General features: G+C 69.4%; 15 protein-coding genes and 1 pseudogene. 12 read left to right on the top strand and 4 right to left on the bottom strand.

Annotated features, from left to right (window positions below; all coding sequences use genetic code 11):
* The first annotated feature begins 485 nt into the window (after positions 1–485).
* Positions 486–1,352 carry a dihydrodipicolinate synthase family protein gene (locus FXF75_RS01605; protein WP_163519818.1) on the top strand — a complete coding sequence of 289 codons (867 nt, stop codon included), beginning with the start codon at positions 486–488 and terminating at the stop codon, positions 1,350–1,352.
* Positions 1,353–1,405: 53 nt separating this feature from the next.
* Here the strand turns inward: FXF75_RS01605 and FXF75_RS01600 are convergent, their stop codons facing one another.
* Positions 1,406–2,605, bottom strand: coding sequence for a carboxylate--amine ligase (locus FXF75_RS01600; RefSeq protein ID WP_163519817.1), 1,200 nt, complete (start codon positions 2,603–2,605; stop codon positions 1,406–1,408).
* A gap of 126 nt (positions 2,606–2,731) precedes the next feature.
* Positions 2,732–3,415 (bottom strand): TOBE domain-containing protein, encoded by a 684-nt coding sequence (locus FXF75_RS01595; RefSeq protein WP_163519816.1) that lies wholly within the window; start codon positions 3,413–3,415, stop codon positions 2,732–2,734.
* 65 nt (positions 3,416–3,480) lie between these two features.
* Here FXF75_RS01595 and FXF75_RS01590 point away from each other — a divergent pair, with 65 nt between their 5' ends.
* From FXF75_RS01590 to FXF75_RS01565, 7 genes are all read left to right on the top strand, one after another.
* Positions 3,481–4,578 carry an extracellular solute-binding protein gene (locus FXF75_RS01590; RefSeq protein ID WP_163519815.1) on the top strand — a complete coding sequence of 366 codons (1,098 nt, stop codon included), beginning with the start codon at positions 3,481–3,483 and terminating at the stop codon, positions 4,576–4,578.
* Between the two features lie 4 nt (positions 4,579–4,582).
* Complete coding sequence (locus FXF75_RS01585) at positions 4,583–5,617, top strand: ABC transporter permease (protein ID WP_163519814.1); 1,035 nt, start codon at positions 4,583–4,585, stop codon at positions 5,615–5,617.
* A gap of 85 nt (positions 5,618–5,702) precedes the next feature.
* Entirely contained in the window at positions 5,703–6,683 is a 981-nt protein-coding gene (locus FXF75_RS01580; RefSeq protein WP_163519813.1) for an ABC transporter ATP-binding protein, read from the top strand.
* 220 nt (positions 6,684–6,903) lie between these two features.
* Positions 6,904–8,706, top strand: a complete 1,803-nt coding sequence (locus FXF75_RS01575; RefSeq protein WP_163519812.1) for an LEA type 2 family protein — start codon at positions 6,904–6,906, stop codon at positions 8,704–8,706.
* Between the two features lie 86 nt (positions 8,707–8,792).
* Positions 8,793–9,233, top strand: a complete 441-nt coding sequence (locus FXF75_RS01570) for a GNAT family N-acetyltransferase (protein WP_163519811.1) — start codon at positions 8,793–8,795, stop codon at positions 9,231–9,233.
* Positions 9,234–9,312: 79 nt separating this feature from the next.
* Complete coding sequence (locus tag FXF75_RS22990) at positions 9,313–9,441, top strand: hypothetical protein (protein ID WP_275897372.1); 129 nt, start codon at positions 9,313–9,315, stop codon at positions 9,439–9,441.
* Positions 9,434–9,913 (top strand): hypothetical protein, encoded by a 480-nt coding sequence (locus FXF75_RS01565; protein ID WP_163519810.1) that lies wholly within the window; start codon positions 9,434–9,436, stop codon positions 9,911–9,913. Before FXF75_RS22990 ends, FXF75_RS01565 begins: the two co-directional genes overlap by 8 nt.
* Here FXF75_RS01565 and FXF75_RS01560 read toward each other — a convergent pair.
* Entirely contained in the window at positions 9,910–10,155 is a 246-nt protein-coding gene (locus FXF75_RS01560) for a hypothetical protein (RefSeq protein WP_163519809.1), read from the bottom strand. The two genes, FXF75_RS01565 and FXF75_RS01560, sit on opposite strands and share 4 nt — an antisense overlap.
* A gap of 264 nt (positions 10,156–10,419) precedes the next feature.
* Between FXF75_RS01560 and FXF75_RS01555 the strand changes: the two genes are divergently transcribed.
* From FXF75_RS01555 to FXF75_RS01545, 3 genes are all read left to right on the top strand, one after another.
* Positions 10,420–10,701 (top strand): hypothetical protein, encoded by a 282-nt coding sequence (locus FXF75_RS01555; protein WP_163519808.1) that lies wholly within the window; start codon positions 10,420–10,422, stop codon positions 10,699–10,701.
* A gap of 125 nt (positions 10,702–10,826) precedes the next feature.
* A complete protein-coding gene (locus FXF75_RS01550; RefSeq protein ID WP_163519807.1) occupies positions 10,827–11,156 on the top strand; it encodes a hypothetical protein in 330 nt (109 codons plus the stop codon).
* 136 nt (positions 11,157–11,292) lie between these two features.
* Positions 11,293–12,255, top strand: a complete 963-nt coding sequence (locus FXF75_RS01545) for a DUF5787 family protein (RefSeq protein ID WP_163519806.1) — start codon at positions 11,293–11,295, stop codon at positions 12,253–12,255.
* An 18-nt stretch (positions 12,256–12,273) separates the two neighbouring features.
* Here the strand turns inward: FXF75_RS01545 and FXF75_RS01540 are convergent.
* Positions 12,274–14,084, bottom strand: a pseudogene (locus tag FXF75_RS01540) (aldehyde ferredoxin oxidoreductase family protein).
* Between the two features lie 86 nt (positions 14,085–14,170).
* On the opposite strand from FXF75_RS01540, the gene FXF75_RS01535 reads away from it, so the two are divergent.
* Complete coding sequence (locus FXF75_RS01535; RefSeq protein WP_163519805.1) at positions 14,171–14,815, top strand: universal stress protein; 645 nt, start codon at positions 14,171–14,173, stop codon at positions 14,813–14,815.
* Positions 14,816–14,952 lie beyond the last annotated feature (137 nt).

Here is a 14,952-nt window from a genome sequence, read left to right as displayed (position 1 = left end):
GTCGGGCGCAGTTCCTTCTTTGGCGGACTGGGACTTTGTTATGTGCAGTCTGGGCCGACTGTACGTGCGGTCTTCGCGTGACCGGCGGCCGACAGCCACCGCCTAAGGATGACGTAAGTAGTGGTTACTAGCGAATGGGGTGGTCGTTCGCAGGTCCGAACGCGACGAGCGAGGGCGGAGGAGAACCCGAGGCTCGTCGGGGGAACGCCGAAGGGGGAGTGGGAGAGGGTGTGGTGGTGTGCCGGGCGCGCGGTGTGGGAGGATGGGGGAGAGAGGCCTTCGACGCGCGCCCAGTCGGCGGTGTGAACGGGACTAACTTAAAAGTGCGTCAGACGGACGTCGGCCGAATCCCGCCAGAACTGCGACGCCCGCTCGGGGAGTCGCGACCCCGGGCGGAAACCGCATCGCGCCGGTCGGCCGATGACCGCGTCGGTTCACTTGCCGGGTCGCCTACCTTCAAGGTCGGCCGGACCGAGACGGGACGTATGGACGGAACCGGCGTGCCGCTGATTACGCCCTTCGACGAGGACGGGGAACTCGACGCCGAGCGACTCCGCGAACTCGTCAGGTGGGTGCAGGACGGCGGCGTGGACTTCATCGTGCCCTGCGGGTCGAACAGCGAGGCCGAACTGATGGGCGTCGAGGAGCGCGCCCGCGTGGTCGAGATAGTGGCCGACGAGGCCGACGTTCCGGTGATGGCAGGGACGGGCCACCCCGGACTGGCCGAGACGCTCCGCCAGACCGACCTCGCGGCCGAGGTGGGCGCGGACGCCGCGCTCGTGGTGACACCGTTCTACTACAGTCACGACGACGAGGCGATGGAGGCGTACTACCGCGAGGTGGCCGACGAGAGTCAAATTCCGGTCTACCTCTACAGCGTCCCGGCCTACACCGACGTGAAACTCTCGCCGGAGGTGGTGGGCCGACTCGCCGACCACGACAACGTGGCCGGGATGAAGGATTCCAGCGGCGACGTCGAGACCCTCCAGCGCGAGCGCCGACTGACCGAGGACGCGTCGTTCGACCTGCTGGTCGGGAGCGGGAGCGTCTACGCTCACGCCCTCGACGCGGGTGCTGACGGCGGAATTCTGGGACTGGCGAACGTCGCGCCCGAGCGCGCCAGCGAAATCTACCAACTCCACATCGCGGGCGAGGACGAGGCGGCCCGCCAACTCAACGCCGAACTGGTCGAACTCAACCGGGCGGTCACGTCGAAGTACGGCGTGCCCGGCGCGAAGGCCGCGATGGCCGAGCGCGGCGTGTCCGCGGGGTATCCCCGCAAACCCCATCGGCCGGTCGACGAGGACGTGCGAACCGAAATCGCGGACCTGATAGACGACGTCACGCCGTAATCCGGCGGTAGATTTCTTCTCGGAAGCGTACTCGCCGCAGAACGTCCTCCGGTTCAGTCGCCCTTCGAGAGCGTCTGGACGACGCCGCTGACGAACGGCCGCGGGTCGTCGAAACGGAGGAAGTCGAACTTTGGCTGGCGGACCACCGACTCGCCTATCTCCCACGCCGTCTCGCGGAGCGTCGGGCGCTCCACCAATGGCGAGTCGTCGCGGAGGACGCTGGCGACGTAACCCAGTTCGCCGTACAGCAGGTGGCTCCCCACGCCGAGTTCGAAGTCGGGGTCGATTTCGTCCTCCCGCCCCTGCGACTGGAGCCAGTAGTAGTAGGGGAAGTCCGCGCCCGCCTGCACCGTCGAGGGGAGCGACTGCCACATCCGGGGGTTGATTTCGGTCAGGTAGTACTCGCCGGTCTCGGCGTGTTCCATGTACTCGATGCAGGCCAGTCCGTGCCAGTCGAGTTCGCCGAGGAGGTCGCGGGCCACCCGTTCGAGTTCCGGGTCGTACGTCGATTCCCGGTAGACCCCGCCGCCGCCGGTGTAGGAGTTCCCCCGAATCTGGCGGTGCTGGAACGTGGCGACCGGTTCGCCGCGGTCGTACAGCGCCGCGAACATGTACTCGTCGCTCGACGGGACGAACTCCTGCACGATTGGCGCGTGGTTCATCTCGGCCAGCAGTTGCTCGCGGTCGGGGCTCTCGCCGGGCCGGACGTGCGTGACGTCGTTCACCTCCTCGGCCTCGCTCGGCGCGTGCGTCTCGACGTACTGGTCGGCCAGCAGGTTGTACCGGGACTTGAGGATGCGCTCGCCGCTCCAGTCCTCGACGTCGTCGAACGCCCGGGTCTCGGGCACCGGCACGTCCGCGGCCTCCGCGGCGGCGGCGAGTTCTACCCGGTCGTGAACCCGCGCTAGCGTGTCGATGTCGGGCACTTCGAGCGAGACGTAGTCGGTGAACTCGTCGCGGTACTTCGAGAGCAGGTAGGCGTCGTACTCCCTGACGGGAATCACGGTCTCCACGTCCTCGCGCGCCGCGAGACCCACCAGCGCGTCCTTGTACGCTAGCAGGTCGTCGTCGGGCGACGGGAGCGCGGCCGTCTCGTCGCAGAACCGCGAGGCGAACACGGGGACGTGGTCGTGTTCCGACGCCGCGACGGTGTGGACGCCGCGCCGACCGAGCGACCGCAGACACGGGTAACTGTACGGCGCGACGCCCGTCGGAACGAGGACCGACGGGCCGTCGTCGTTAGCCGGAGACATGTCGTCGAGTTCCGTCGCGGTTAGCTTTAGTATTGGCCGACAAATATGCCCGGCCGCGGTCGTAGGACGTCCCTTCCGCGGCGTAGGGGCAGTGTACGGGCGAGGGAAACTCGACTCGGCAAGCGACTACACCTCGCGCGGACTCGCTCTGGTCGCGGTCGCCTTGAACGACGCCACGACCGCCGACCCCTCGCGCAGGTCGAGTTTTTCGACGCTCGACATCGTGACCAGCGCCGCGAGCGGAGCGTCCGCGCCCACGTCCACGAGGACGCGCGCGACCTGCTCCCCGGCGTCGATAGCCGCGACGGTCCCGGCGAAGCGGTTCCGGGCGCTCGTGGCCTCCTCGGGCGGCGCGTCGTCGGGCGCGTTGAGCGTCACCGCGTCGGCCCGGACGGCGACCTGCACCTCGTCGGCCGACGGGGCCAGCGCCCGGACCCGCCCGGCGTCGGTCTCGACCGTGGCGAGTTCGCCCTCCCGCGAGACCACCCGTCCCGACAGCACCGTCTCCTCTACCTCCGCCGTGCCGGTGAACTCCGCGCGGAGGCGCTCGAACCGGGCCAGCAGGTCCCGGGCCTCGTCGGTGAGTTCGCTCCCGCCGCCGCCCGACCCGCCGCGCTGGCGCGCGACGAGCGGACCCAGCGCGTCTTCCAGCGCGGTGAGTCGCTGGTGGGCGCGGGAGTACGACCGCCCGAGGGCGTCGGCCGCCCGGTTGAGTGACCCCTCGTCGTCCACCGCCCTGAGGAGTTCGGCGTCCGCGGCGTCGAACTCCACCCCGTCGGCCCGGAGGTGGGCCTCGAATCCGGCGTCCATACCGCGACCGACGGTGCGGGGGAGCAAAACCGTTATGTCTCGGGCGATAGAACGGGGTTGTGTCTATGAGGGAACAACGCTCTCGGCGCGCCCTGCTGAAGGCGACCGGCGCGCTCGGCGCGGTCGGACTCGGGGGACTCGCCGGGTGTATCGGCGGCCAGTCGTCCGACGGGACAGCGACGGACGAGACGACCACCGACGCCGGGACCGAGACCGACGAAGCGGTGACCACCGAGGAGGCCGACGACACCGCGACGCCGCTCGCCGACTCGATGACCGTCTTCCACGCCGGAAGTCTCGCGCCGCCGTTCAGTGCGGCCGAACCGAAGTTCGAGGATGAGTACGGCGTGACGGTGAATCGAGAGGCGAAGGGGTCGGTCGCGTCCACGAAGAAAATCACCGCACAGGGCCGGAAAGCCGACGTACTGGGCGTCTCGGACTTCCGGCTCATCCGGGACCGCGTGGTGCCCGACTACGGCAGTTGGTACGCCGTCTTCGCCACCAACGCGATGTCGCTCCAGTACCGCGAGGACTCGCCCGGTGCCGACGAAATCGGCCCGGACAACTGGTGGGAAATCCTCTCGCGCGACGACGTGACGGTGGGCCACAGCGACCCGGCCATCGACCCCGGCGGCTACCGCGCGGTCATGGCGATGCAGTTGGGAAAGGAGCAGTTGGACGGAAATCGCCTCTACGACGACCAGACCTTCCAGAAGATACGGGACAACATGACCGTCCCGACCGGGACCGAGACCAAACTGGAGGGCCAGTTGAAGTCCGGCAAACTCGACTACGCCCTCTACTACCGGTCCATCGCCACTCAGTCGGGGATGCCGTACGTGGACCTCCAGCCCCACGTGGACCTCTCGAAACTGAGCCAGAAGTACGCGAAGCACTACGCGAAGGCGACGGTGAACGCGGGCGGCACCGAGTACGTCGGCGCGCCAATCGCGTACGGCATCACCGTGCCGAGCGTGGCCGAGGCGCCCGCCCGGGGCGCGCAGTGGGTCGAGTACATGATAACCGAACCGGGCCGGAAGATTCTGAAGGACAACGGTCTCATCCCGAAGCAACCCGCGGTCGTCACGAAGGACGGCGACGTGCCCGACCGCGTGGCCCGGCACGCGGAAGCAAAAGCTTCAGTGGGACCGCTCCAACTGTGAAACCGTGAGCACAGACGCCGAGAATCGGAGTTCCGCGAGGACCGCCGCGGGGACGCCAGCGCCGCGAGTCGGCACCGGGACCGCAGTCCTCGCGGTCGTGTCGGTCCAACTCGTCGCGTTCGCGGCCGCGCTGGCGGTCGGCTACCCCGGGGCGTACGCCGGGTTCGCGGTCCTCTCGGCCGGAGCCATCGCGGCCTACCGGAACCGGGGCGCGTTCGGCGTCCTCGCGGCCACGCTCGGGACCACCCTGCTGGTCGCGCTCGGCCTGCCCCTGCTGATGCTGGTCGCCCGGCAGGACCCCGCGCTGGTCGCCGAGATGGCCGCCGACCCCGCGGTCCAGCGGGCGCTCTACCTCTCGGTGTACGCACCGCTGCTCGCCGCGATAGCCAGCGTCGCGCTCGGGGTACCGCTCGCGCTGGTCCTCGCGCGGGGGTTCCCCGGACAGCAGTTGGTCGAGAGTCTGGTGGACCTCCCGCTGGTCGTCCCCCACAGCGTCGCCGGTCTCGCCATCCTCTTCGGGTTCGGAAAGGGCGGCGCGTTCGGCGGCGTGAAATTCACGATTCCGGTCGTCGAGTTCACCTTCGAGTTCACCGTCCTCCAGACGATGCTCGGGATGGTGCTCGCCATGACGTTCGTCTCGGCACCCTTCGCGGTGAACGCGGCGCGCGAGGCGTTCGAGTCGGTCCCCACCCGCGTCGAGTGGGCGGCCCGGACCCTCGGCGCGAACCGCTTCGAGACGTTCCGGCGCGTGTCCGCCCCGTTGGCGTGGCGGGGCGTCCTGACCGGCGGGGTGCTGGCGTGGGCGCGGGCCGTCTCGGAGTTCGGCGCGGTGGCCATCGTCGCCTACAGCGTCGAGTTCTTCTACCTCCCCGAGGGCCGGAGCCTCAGCGCCCAGCACGCCCCCGTCTTCATCTACAACACCTACCTCTCGGCCGGACTCGACCGGTCGGGCGCGGTCGCCACCCTCCTGCTGGCGCTCTCGGCGGTCGTCTTCCTGCTCGTGCGAACAGTCGCCTACGACGACGGAGGGTGGCCGTGAGCGGAACGACCGAACGACGAGCGAGCGCGAGACGGGCGGCCGCCGGAGCGACCGGAAGACGAGCGAGCGCCGGAGGTGGTCGAGCGTGAGCCTCGACGTCGATGTGTCCGCGGCCTTCACCGCGGAGGGCGCGGCCCGCTTCGAGGTGACCGCCGACCTCTCGGTCGCCGACGGCGAGACGCTGGTCGTCCTCGGGCCGAGCGGGTCGGGCAAGAGCCTCCTGCTCGAAACCGTCGCGGGGTTCCACGACCACGAGGGCCGGGTCGCCCTCGCGGGCCGGGACCTCACCGACGCGCCGCCGGAGGACCGCGGTCTCGGGTTCGTCTTTCAGGACTACGCGCTGTTCCCCCACATGACGGTCCGGGAGAACGTCGCTTTCGGCGAGAGGTACCACGAGACCCGCGACCCCGACGACCTGCTCGCGGAGTTCGGCGTGGCGGACCTCGCCGACCGCTACCCGCCGACGCTCTCTGGCGGGGAGGCCCAACGCGTCGCGCTGGCGCGGGCCTTGGCGGTCCGCCCCGACGCCTTCCTGCTGGACGAACCGCTCTCGGCGCTCGACGTGCCGACCCGCCAGACGCTCCGGGAGGTGCTGGCCGACGTGCTGGCCGACGAGACCGCGATGTACGTCACGCACAACCGGACCACGGCGCGGGCCATCGCCGACCGCGTGGCGGTCATCCGCGACGGGCGAATCGTCCAGACCGGCACGCCCGAGGCCGTCTTCGAGCGACCCGAGTTGTCGTTCGTCGCGCGGTTCACGGGCGCGAACTGCCTCGAACTCGACGCCGGGACGCTGGCAGTCCCCGGGGACGGCGGCGGCCTGCGGTTCGGCGACGCCGACGGAGCGACCCACCTCGCGGTCCGTCCGGAACACGTCGAACTAAACCCCGGGAATCCGGACTTCTCCGCGCCGGTCGAACGGGTCCTGCGGGAGGACGGCCGGTGTCGCCTCGCGCTCGACGTCGCGGGTCAGCGACTCGACGCCTACGCCGCGGCCCCGCCAGAGACCGGCGAGGTCGGGGTCGCGCTCCCCCGCGACCGAGTCGCCGTGCTGTCGGAGTAACCTCCGTGTCTGTTTTCCGGTGAACGCGTCGACGCGTCGTGCGAGTACTCTCTGTGTCACGCTGAGCGAACGACCGCTTCGAAGTGGCCACGTTACCGGAGGAATACCTTCGAATGTTGGCAGTTCTGCCGTCCTCTCTGCAAGAAAATTACTTAGGTGTTGGTTCGAAACCCCATCCCATGGCACGCGAACAGCGACGCGGGGTGGTACTGTGAGTATCGTGGGTGGTACGCTCGGGAAGATAGCGGCTGTCTTCGCGGTCGGACTGGTCGTCTCCGCCGCCGGAGTCGGCGCGGCCGTCTCGACCGGCGTTGTGAGTCCCGAACCGCCGACCGTCGAATCGGTCGAGAACGAGTGGGGCGAGGTCTCACAGGAGCGAACCGGCATCCGGACCGACATCGTCGTCAACAATCCCAACGGAGTCGGCGTCCCCGGCGTGGCGGGCGTCTCCTACGACGTGGCGATGAACGACGTGACGGTGGCGTCGGGGTCGAGCGGCGGTCTCTCGCTGTCGCCCGGCCGCAACGAGGTGACGCTCCGGACTCACATCGACAACGAGAAGATACCGGCGTGGTGGGCCAGCCACATCAACAACGGCGAGAAGACGACCGTCTCGGTCCGACCGTCGGTAGAGGCCGCCTTCCTCTCGAAGAGTCTGCCGTCGCGCGACCGGACGTTCGAGACCGACATGCTCTCGTCGTTCGACAGCGACGCGAACCAGTCGGTGACGGTCGGCGACCGGACGCTGCTGACCGTCGTGGGGACCGACGCCTCGTGGGGTCAGGCCACCGCGAACCGGACGCCGCTCCGGTTCTCCGGGACGGTCCGCAACCCCAACGGCGCACCGGTCACGTTCTCGAAACTCGGCTACGAGGTGTCGATGAACGACGTGACGGTCGCGGAGGGGACCACGAACGGGAGCGTCGAAATCGCCGCGAACTCGACGGGCACCATCGACATCAACTCGTCGCTCGACAACCGGAAGTTGGACGAGTGGTGGGTCAGCCACATCAGAAACGACGAGACGACGACCCTCGACGTGTCGGTGTTCGCAATAGAGCAGACCGACGACGGGACCCGGCGCGTCCCGCTTCCGTTCCTCAGCCAGCGCGTCATCTTCGAGACGGACATCCTCGCTGGCGGGGAGACGAACACGCGGACGGTCGAGAGCGCGAACGGGTTCGGCTTCGAACCGCCGGTCGTGGAGTCGGTCGAGCGCGACTGGTCGGCGACCGACTCGGGGACCCGGTTCTCCAACACCGTCGTCGTGAACAACCCCAACGACGCGAACTCGACGCTGGCCGACGTGGCGCTCGACGCGAAGTACCGGGTGTCGCTCAACGACGTGACGCTGTTCGAGGACCGCACGCAATCGACGCTCGCGCCGGGCCGCAACGAACTCGAATTCGGTGGTGACGTGAGCGACCGGACCATCCAGCAGTGGTGGGTCAGTCACGTCGAGAACGGCGAGCGCACCGCCCTGCGGACGGAGGGCCGCGCGCTCGCGGACCTCGGCTTCGCCGAACTACCGGTCGGACTCCCCGCGCAGAACCGGACCTTCGAGACGGACATGCTCGGCGGGTTCTCGGGCGGCGACGAGGAGGTCACCGTCCAGGGTCGCAAAGTCGCCACGCTCCACGACATGAGTTCGCAGTGGGGCGACCCGACGATGGACCGAACGCCCATGGTGGTCTCCGGCGAAATCACCAACGAGCGCTCCCGACCGCTGACCGTCGTGAAGTTCGGCTACGAGGTGAAAGCGAACGACGTGGTGCTGGCGGACAACGAGAGCCACGTCGGCACGACGGTGCCGGGCCAGACGACCCGTAGCATCGACACGAAGGCGTACCTCGACAACGACCAGATACCGAAGTGGTGGGTCGGCCACCTCGAAGGCGGCGAGCGGTCCGAACTGTCGGTGTCGTACTACGCCGTAGTCGAGTACGGCGGCCAGCAGTTCACGGTCGAACTCGACTCGATGAGCTACACCGATACCATCGAGACGAACGCGTTCGGCGAATAGGCGTACGCCGGACGACGATTTTTCCTGCTACTCGGTGACACACTACCGATACCACTTTTTTTGTCGGGAATCACACGATTCGGCAGATGACGGAAGTCCGTGAACTCGCGCCGGAGGACGCACCGGAACTGACCGTACTCTACGGGGAGTACGAGTGGTGGGAAGACCGCGAGGTCGGAGACGTCCGCGATGCACTGGCCGAGACGGAGGTCGCCCTCGGGGTCTTCGACGACGGCCACCTCGCGGCCGCGGGGCGGGTGCTGACCGACTACACCTATTACGCGACGGTCTTCGACGTCGTCGTGGCCGCCGACCGCCGCGGCGAGGGCTTGGGCGAGACCCTGATGGACGCGCTCGTGGACTACCCCGACCTCCAGTCGGTTCCGGGTCTCTCGCTGCTCTGCCGGGACGGACTGGTCCCGTTCTACGAGTCGGTCGGCTTCGAGGTGTACGACCGCGAGATGGAGGTCCCCGAGGGCGGCACCGAGGAACTCGTGCGGATGACCTACGCCCACGACGACTCGTAGCGGGAGGCGCGCCGCTGACTCCATCGCGTCACGACCCGCGTAAGGAGGACTTTTCACCGCCCGCCCCCGACTGCCGGGCATGAACTGGGCCGACCTCTTCGAGCGCGCCGAGACGTACGAAACCGACGCGGAGACGATACGGGAGCGTCTCGCCGCGCATCGGGAACGAGCGAGCGACGGCGCGAACCGGGAGGGCGTAGATGGCTGAGACGCCCGAGACGAACCCGGCCCGAATCGTCGCGGACGCCGACGTGCTGGTCGCCGACCTGCTCGCGGCCGGCGCGGCGCGCGAGGCGATGGACGAGATTCGGGGCCACACGTGGGTCGAACTGGTCGCCAGTGACGCCCTGCTCGACGACGCCGAGTCCGTGATTCGGGACCTCGCGGACGAGGACCTCGCCGCGGCGTGGCGCGAGCGAATCGAGGACCTGCGAGTCGGGGTCGAACACCCGGAGGGCGACCACCCGGCGCTGGCGAGCGCGTACCGCGGGCGCGCCGCGCACCTGCTGAGTTACGACGAGCAACTCCGCGGCGCGGAGGCCAGCGCGACCTTCGGGTCGCGCCTGAACGTGAGCGTCAAGACGCCCGAGGGGTTCGCGGCGCTGTTCGACGCCGAGTCGCTGTACGAAGCGGTGGAGGGCGGCGAGTATCCGGGACCGGACCGGGACCCGCGGGCCTAAGTCTGCAGTACGTGCAGGAGAACCCCGACGAACGCACCGAACGCGACGGAGACGCCCACGACGAACACGAGTGCGGGAACGAACGCGTCGGCGAACGCGAGACGGTCGAATGCGACGGCGTGGCGGTAGACGTGGGCCGCGAACGCGGTACCGCCGTAGAGCGCGAGGAGGGTTCCGATAGCGAACGCGAACGAACCGAGGAGCGGGTCGAGTCCCCGGTTCGAAGACACCGTGTCGTCCATGCCGAATCGTGCCCGAGCGACGATTGTCGTTCTTTCGCTCTCGTGACACTCTCAGAGGTGTCTCCGAGAGTGGTGTCCACCTACCGACCCGAGGCAGGCTCTCGAACGCTTTCTCCGACTCTCAGTTACTCCGGAATCGAGGAATCGGACCATAGAAGTGACAATATCCCTACAGAACCGCATTCCAGTAACGCCGACTACAGAAATATTATTCAGATTACACTTTTGGGGTCGGGGCGCCTATCTACACGTGAGGAAAGACCGATGAAACTAAACACTCGAATCCGACGGACCGGACCCGCGTCCCGGACTCGACGCGGGCGCATCGCCTCGGGAGTCACTCGCTTCGCGCTCCCCGTCGCCACCCTGCTGGCGCTGGTCGCGTCGGCGCTGCTGACCGGGGTGACGTTCGCCACCGTCGCGGCCCTCCTGCCGATGCCGGTCCCGCTGCTGCTCGGCGGTTGGGTCGCCGCCATCGGCCTGACGTTCGCGCTCCCGCTGGTCGTCGTCCGCGGGGTGGTCGCCCTGCTCGAACGGTTCCAGTAGGGACGAGAGACCACGGCACCGAGCGGTAGAACCACCGTACCGCGTCTTCTTTCGCCGCCGACGTATCGCCGCGCGTCGAAAATCGTTAACTCGTTCGCGACCGCTTTTCCGTGCGGGGTAGTACCATGTGTCATAGGCGCGGCGACTGGTCACGAACGTCCAGTAGAGTCAGCGAATCCGAGGAGGAGCGCGAACGCGAGAGGACCGCGTGGACCGTGCGCGCCAAGGAACGACTCGCCGCGTTCCTCGCGACCGACGAGGGCGACGCCGCCGACCGACCGGAGCGTCCAGCGGTCGAAACCGAACGTCCAGCGGTCGAAACCGAACGCCCGGCCGCAGACACCGAACCGGAGGCGCCGACCACGGAAGCGCCCGAGAGCGGCGTTTCTGACAGCGAGGAATCGGAGGCCGAGGAGAGCGAGCGCGAGGAAGAGCCGATTCCCGCGGACGACTAGCGACGGCTTTTTTCGAGTTCGAGGTCGGTTTTGCGGATATCTCGGAAGGGAATTCGGGAGCGTCGGAGACGAGTCTCAGAGGTCACACTGGGTCACGATAGGGAGGCTTTTCGTTCCGGCGGACCGAGTGGGAGTCGTGCGAGAGTACCCCTTCGAGTTGGCGCTGTGTGCCCACCTCGAAGCCCGCGAGGAGGCCGTCGTCGCCCGCCAACTCGGCGGCGGCGTCCGCGAACCCGGCAACCGCGTCCTCGACGTGGTCTGCGTCGAACCCGGTCCGGGGTTCGAGGACCGGGCGAATCTGACGCCGGAGACCGTCCCCCGCGCGGCCATCGAGAGCGACGTGGGCGTCGGGCGGGCACGCGACCCCGTGGACGCCATCGACGCGCCGCCCGAGCGCGCCCGCCGCATCGCGGAGCGGGCGGTCGAAATCGGCTTCTTCGAGCGCGCCGTCGACGGGGGCGTCCGACAGGTCGCGCGCTACCCCGACGACTGGTTCGGGCGGCTGGTCGCCGTCGAGAACAAGCCGGACCTCGGCGACCCCGGCGACCTGCGACTCCAGCTCCGGAAGGACGCCGCCCTCGCGCTCGTGGACGAGGTCGTCCTCGCCACCGAGAGCTACGTCACCGGCGCGCACCTCAATCGGATTCCCGATTCGGTCGGCGTCTGGCGGTTCGACCCCGAGACGGGCGACCGGGAGGTGGTCCGGAAGACCGACCCGCTCCCCGCCGACGACTGGGGCGTCGAACTCCTCGACGAACGCCCGCTCCGGACCGACGTGGCGATGATATCGCCCGACGAGAAGGCCCGGCGGCGCAGGCGGACGGCCGAGCGCGCCTACGGCAAGGGGTGGCGTCCGGACGAGTTCCCGGCCTGCGCCGAGGTCGAAGTCGCCGAGCGCGAGGGAAGCCCCGGCCTGCCCTACTGTCGCTGGAAGGAGCGGGTCGTCAACCCCGCGACGTGCGGTCCCGACTGTCCGGGCCACGACCCCGCGGACCCGCCCGAGGTGGACGCGGCGGCGGCGCGCGACGACCGGACGCCGTGGGTCGCGGAACCGGAGCGGAAGGCCCGGCGGCAGTCGGGACTCGACAGGTTCGGGTAGTCGGTCTCGGCTGACGGCTCACCCGACCGGCGTCTCGTCGTCCACCGCGTCCAGCAGGTCGAGTCGCGCCAGCAGGTCGCGGGTCGGTCGGCCGCGCTCGTCCCACTGCCGTCGGTCGTAGTAGGCCGACAGCAGGTCCTCGAACGCCTCCCTGTCGAGGGCCTCGCCCGCCCGCGGCCCGCCCGCCAACGGTTCGGTCAGCTTCTCGGGCAGTTCGTCGTCGGCCCGGTCGAACCCCTCCCGGACGTTGAACAGTCGCGTCAGCGTCCAGATTCGCTCGCCAGCGGTGCGGAGTTCGTCAGTCGAGTAGTCGAGTCCGACCGCCGAGAGCCACTCCGCGCCGAGGTCCTCGAAGGTCTCGCCCGCGAAGTCGTCCACGACGAGACTCCAGAGGACGACCGGGCGTCCTGCTCGGCCGCGACCGTCTCGGCCCGACGCTCGCGACTCCACGACTCGGTGGCGAACACCTCCTCGACCACCGGCCGGGCGCGGCGGTGGCAGGCACCCCGGTCGCTGGTGGCGTAGGCCAGCGCCATCGACGCGGACCCGCGGGGGTCGTAGGTCGGCAGTTCCATCGCCTTCACCGTCGGCACGAGGTCACCGCCGCCGTAGCGCTCGGCCGCGGCGTCCACGCCCCGCGCCAGCAGGTCGCCAAGTTCCGTATCGCGGTGGGCGATTTCCCCGAGGAGGTCGCGGGCCGCCGCCTCGTCGCCGAACGAGGGGTCCCGGTCGACGATGCCCTCCTCGCTCGCCCGGATGGCCCACGCGACGGCGTTGCCCGCACTGATGACGTCGATACCGAGGCGGTCGCAGGTTCCGCCGAGCGCGGCCACCGCGTCGAAGTCGTCGATGGCGAGTCCCGACCCGAGCGAGATGGCAGTCGCGCCGCGGGGGACGGACCCGCGGGTCTCGCCGTCGTCGCTCACACTCACCTCCGGCCCCGTGTCGGTCTCGGTCTCCACGCGGAAGCCGCCGGGAATCGCCCCCTCGCGCTCCCGGGCGACCGCGGCCCGGCGGACCGCCTCGATGCCGACCGCGTCCGCGCCCTCGAACGCGCCGTCCTGCCAGCCTCTGGTGGGGAGGACGCCGACCTCGTCGGCGAAGTCCACGGTCTCGACCGTCTCGCTCGCGGCCTGCCAGCGGCCGGTCTCGTCGGCCGCGAACCGGGACTCGTAGTCGGCCCGGAGGGCCGCGAGCGCGTCCGGCGGGTCGAGCGGGTCGCTGTCGGCGACGACCGCCTTCAGGTTCTTCGAACCCATCACGGCCCCGGCACCGCCCCGGCCCGCCTGATGGTCGCCGCCGTCGGAGGCGACGGTGGCGTACCGGACCCCGCGTTCGCCCGCCGGACCGACGCAGGCGACCGGGGCGTCGAAGGCGTCGCAGGTCGCGGCGGCGTCCTCGCCCCACAGGTCGCCCGCCGGTTCGAGCGTTCCCCCGCCGTCACGGATTCGGAGGACGGTCGGTTCGTCGGCCGCGCCCTCCACGAGGAGTGCGATGCAGTCGCCCAAGCCTCCCGCCAGCGCCGCGGGGAACGCCCCGCCCGCGTAGGAGTCGAGGAAGCCGCCCGTCAGCGGTGACTTGGTGACCGCGGCGTATCGCTGCTCCCCGGGCGTCAGTCCCGAGAGCGGGCCGAGCGCGAACAGCAGGACGTTCTCCGGTCCGAGCGGGTCGGTACCGGGGTCGAGTTCGTCGTACAGGAACCGGGCCGCCAGTCCCTTGCCGCCGAGGTACCGCCGCAGCCACGACTCGGGGACCGGTTCGCTCTCGACGCTACCGGCGGTCAGGTCCGCCCGAAGGAGGCGACCCCGCAATTCGTAACCCCCACCCATCTCGACAGGGGTACGCCCTGCTCCGTGGTAACAGTTCGGGTCAGAGACCGTGAGCGTTTTTCAGTCACACCGCCGTAGCGTCGCGTATGTACGACCGCATTCTGGTCCCGACCGACGGGAGCGAGCAGTCGCCGGTCGCCACGCACGCGCTGAACGTGGCCGAACTCTGCGACGCGACCGTCCACGCGCTCTACGTCGTGGACGAGAAGGCGCTGGACTACCAGCCCTCGGAGGCGGGCCGCGAGGAGACGCGGGCGGCCCGCGAGTCCGAGGGCGAGGCGGCCCTCGCCAGCATCGAGGCGGCCGCCGAGGACCGCGGCGTCGAAGTCGTCACCGCCATCGAAGAGGGAACCCCGGCCCAGACCATCGTGGAGTACGCCGACGAGCAGGACGCCGAGATGGTCGTGATGGGCACGCACGGGCGTTCGGGCGTGGACCGGTACGTCCTCGGGAGCGTCACCGAACAGGTCGTCCGGACCAGCGAGGTGCCGGTGCTGACGGTTAACCTCACGCGCCAAGACCGAGCGGTCCGGGACGCCGAGACCGCGACCGAGCGCGCGAAGGACGTCCTCGCCGACGAGGGACACGAGGTCCTCGAGGTACCCGAGCAACCCTACCGCGAGAGCAACACGTGGCTCGTCCGTGCCGTCACCGCGGACGGCGACACGTTCAACGTCCACATCGACGCCGCCTCCGGCGAGTCGCGGGTCGCGCAAATTCGGAGCGAGTGAGCGGGTGGAGAGCGCCCCGAGCAGGTCGGCGATACGTTCCGCCGTGCGTTCTCGTCGGTCTGCCGGGGGTCTACGCGACGTTCTGGAACGTTCGGCTCGGTCCAAAGCCAGTGGCTCCGGCAGTGGTCCCAACGAAC

Origin of the sequence: Halorussus sp. MSC15.2, assembly GCF_010747475.1 — an archaeon.
Classification (GTDB): Archaea; Halobacteriota; Halobacteria; order Halobacteriales; family Haladaptataceae; genus Halorussus.
This window is presented reverse-complemented; position numbering and strand designations above follow the sequence as displayed.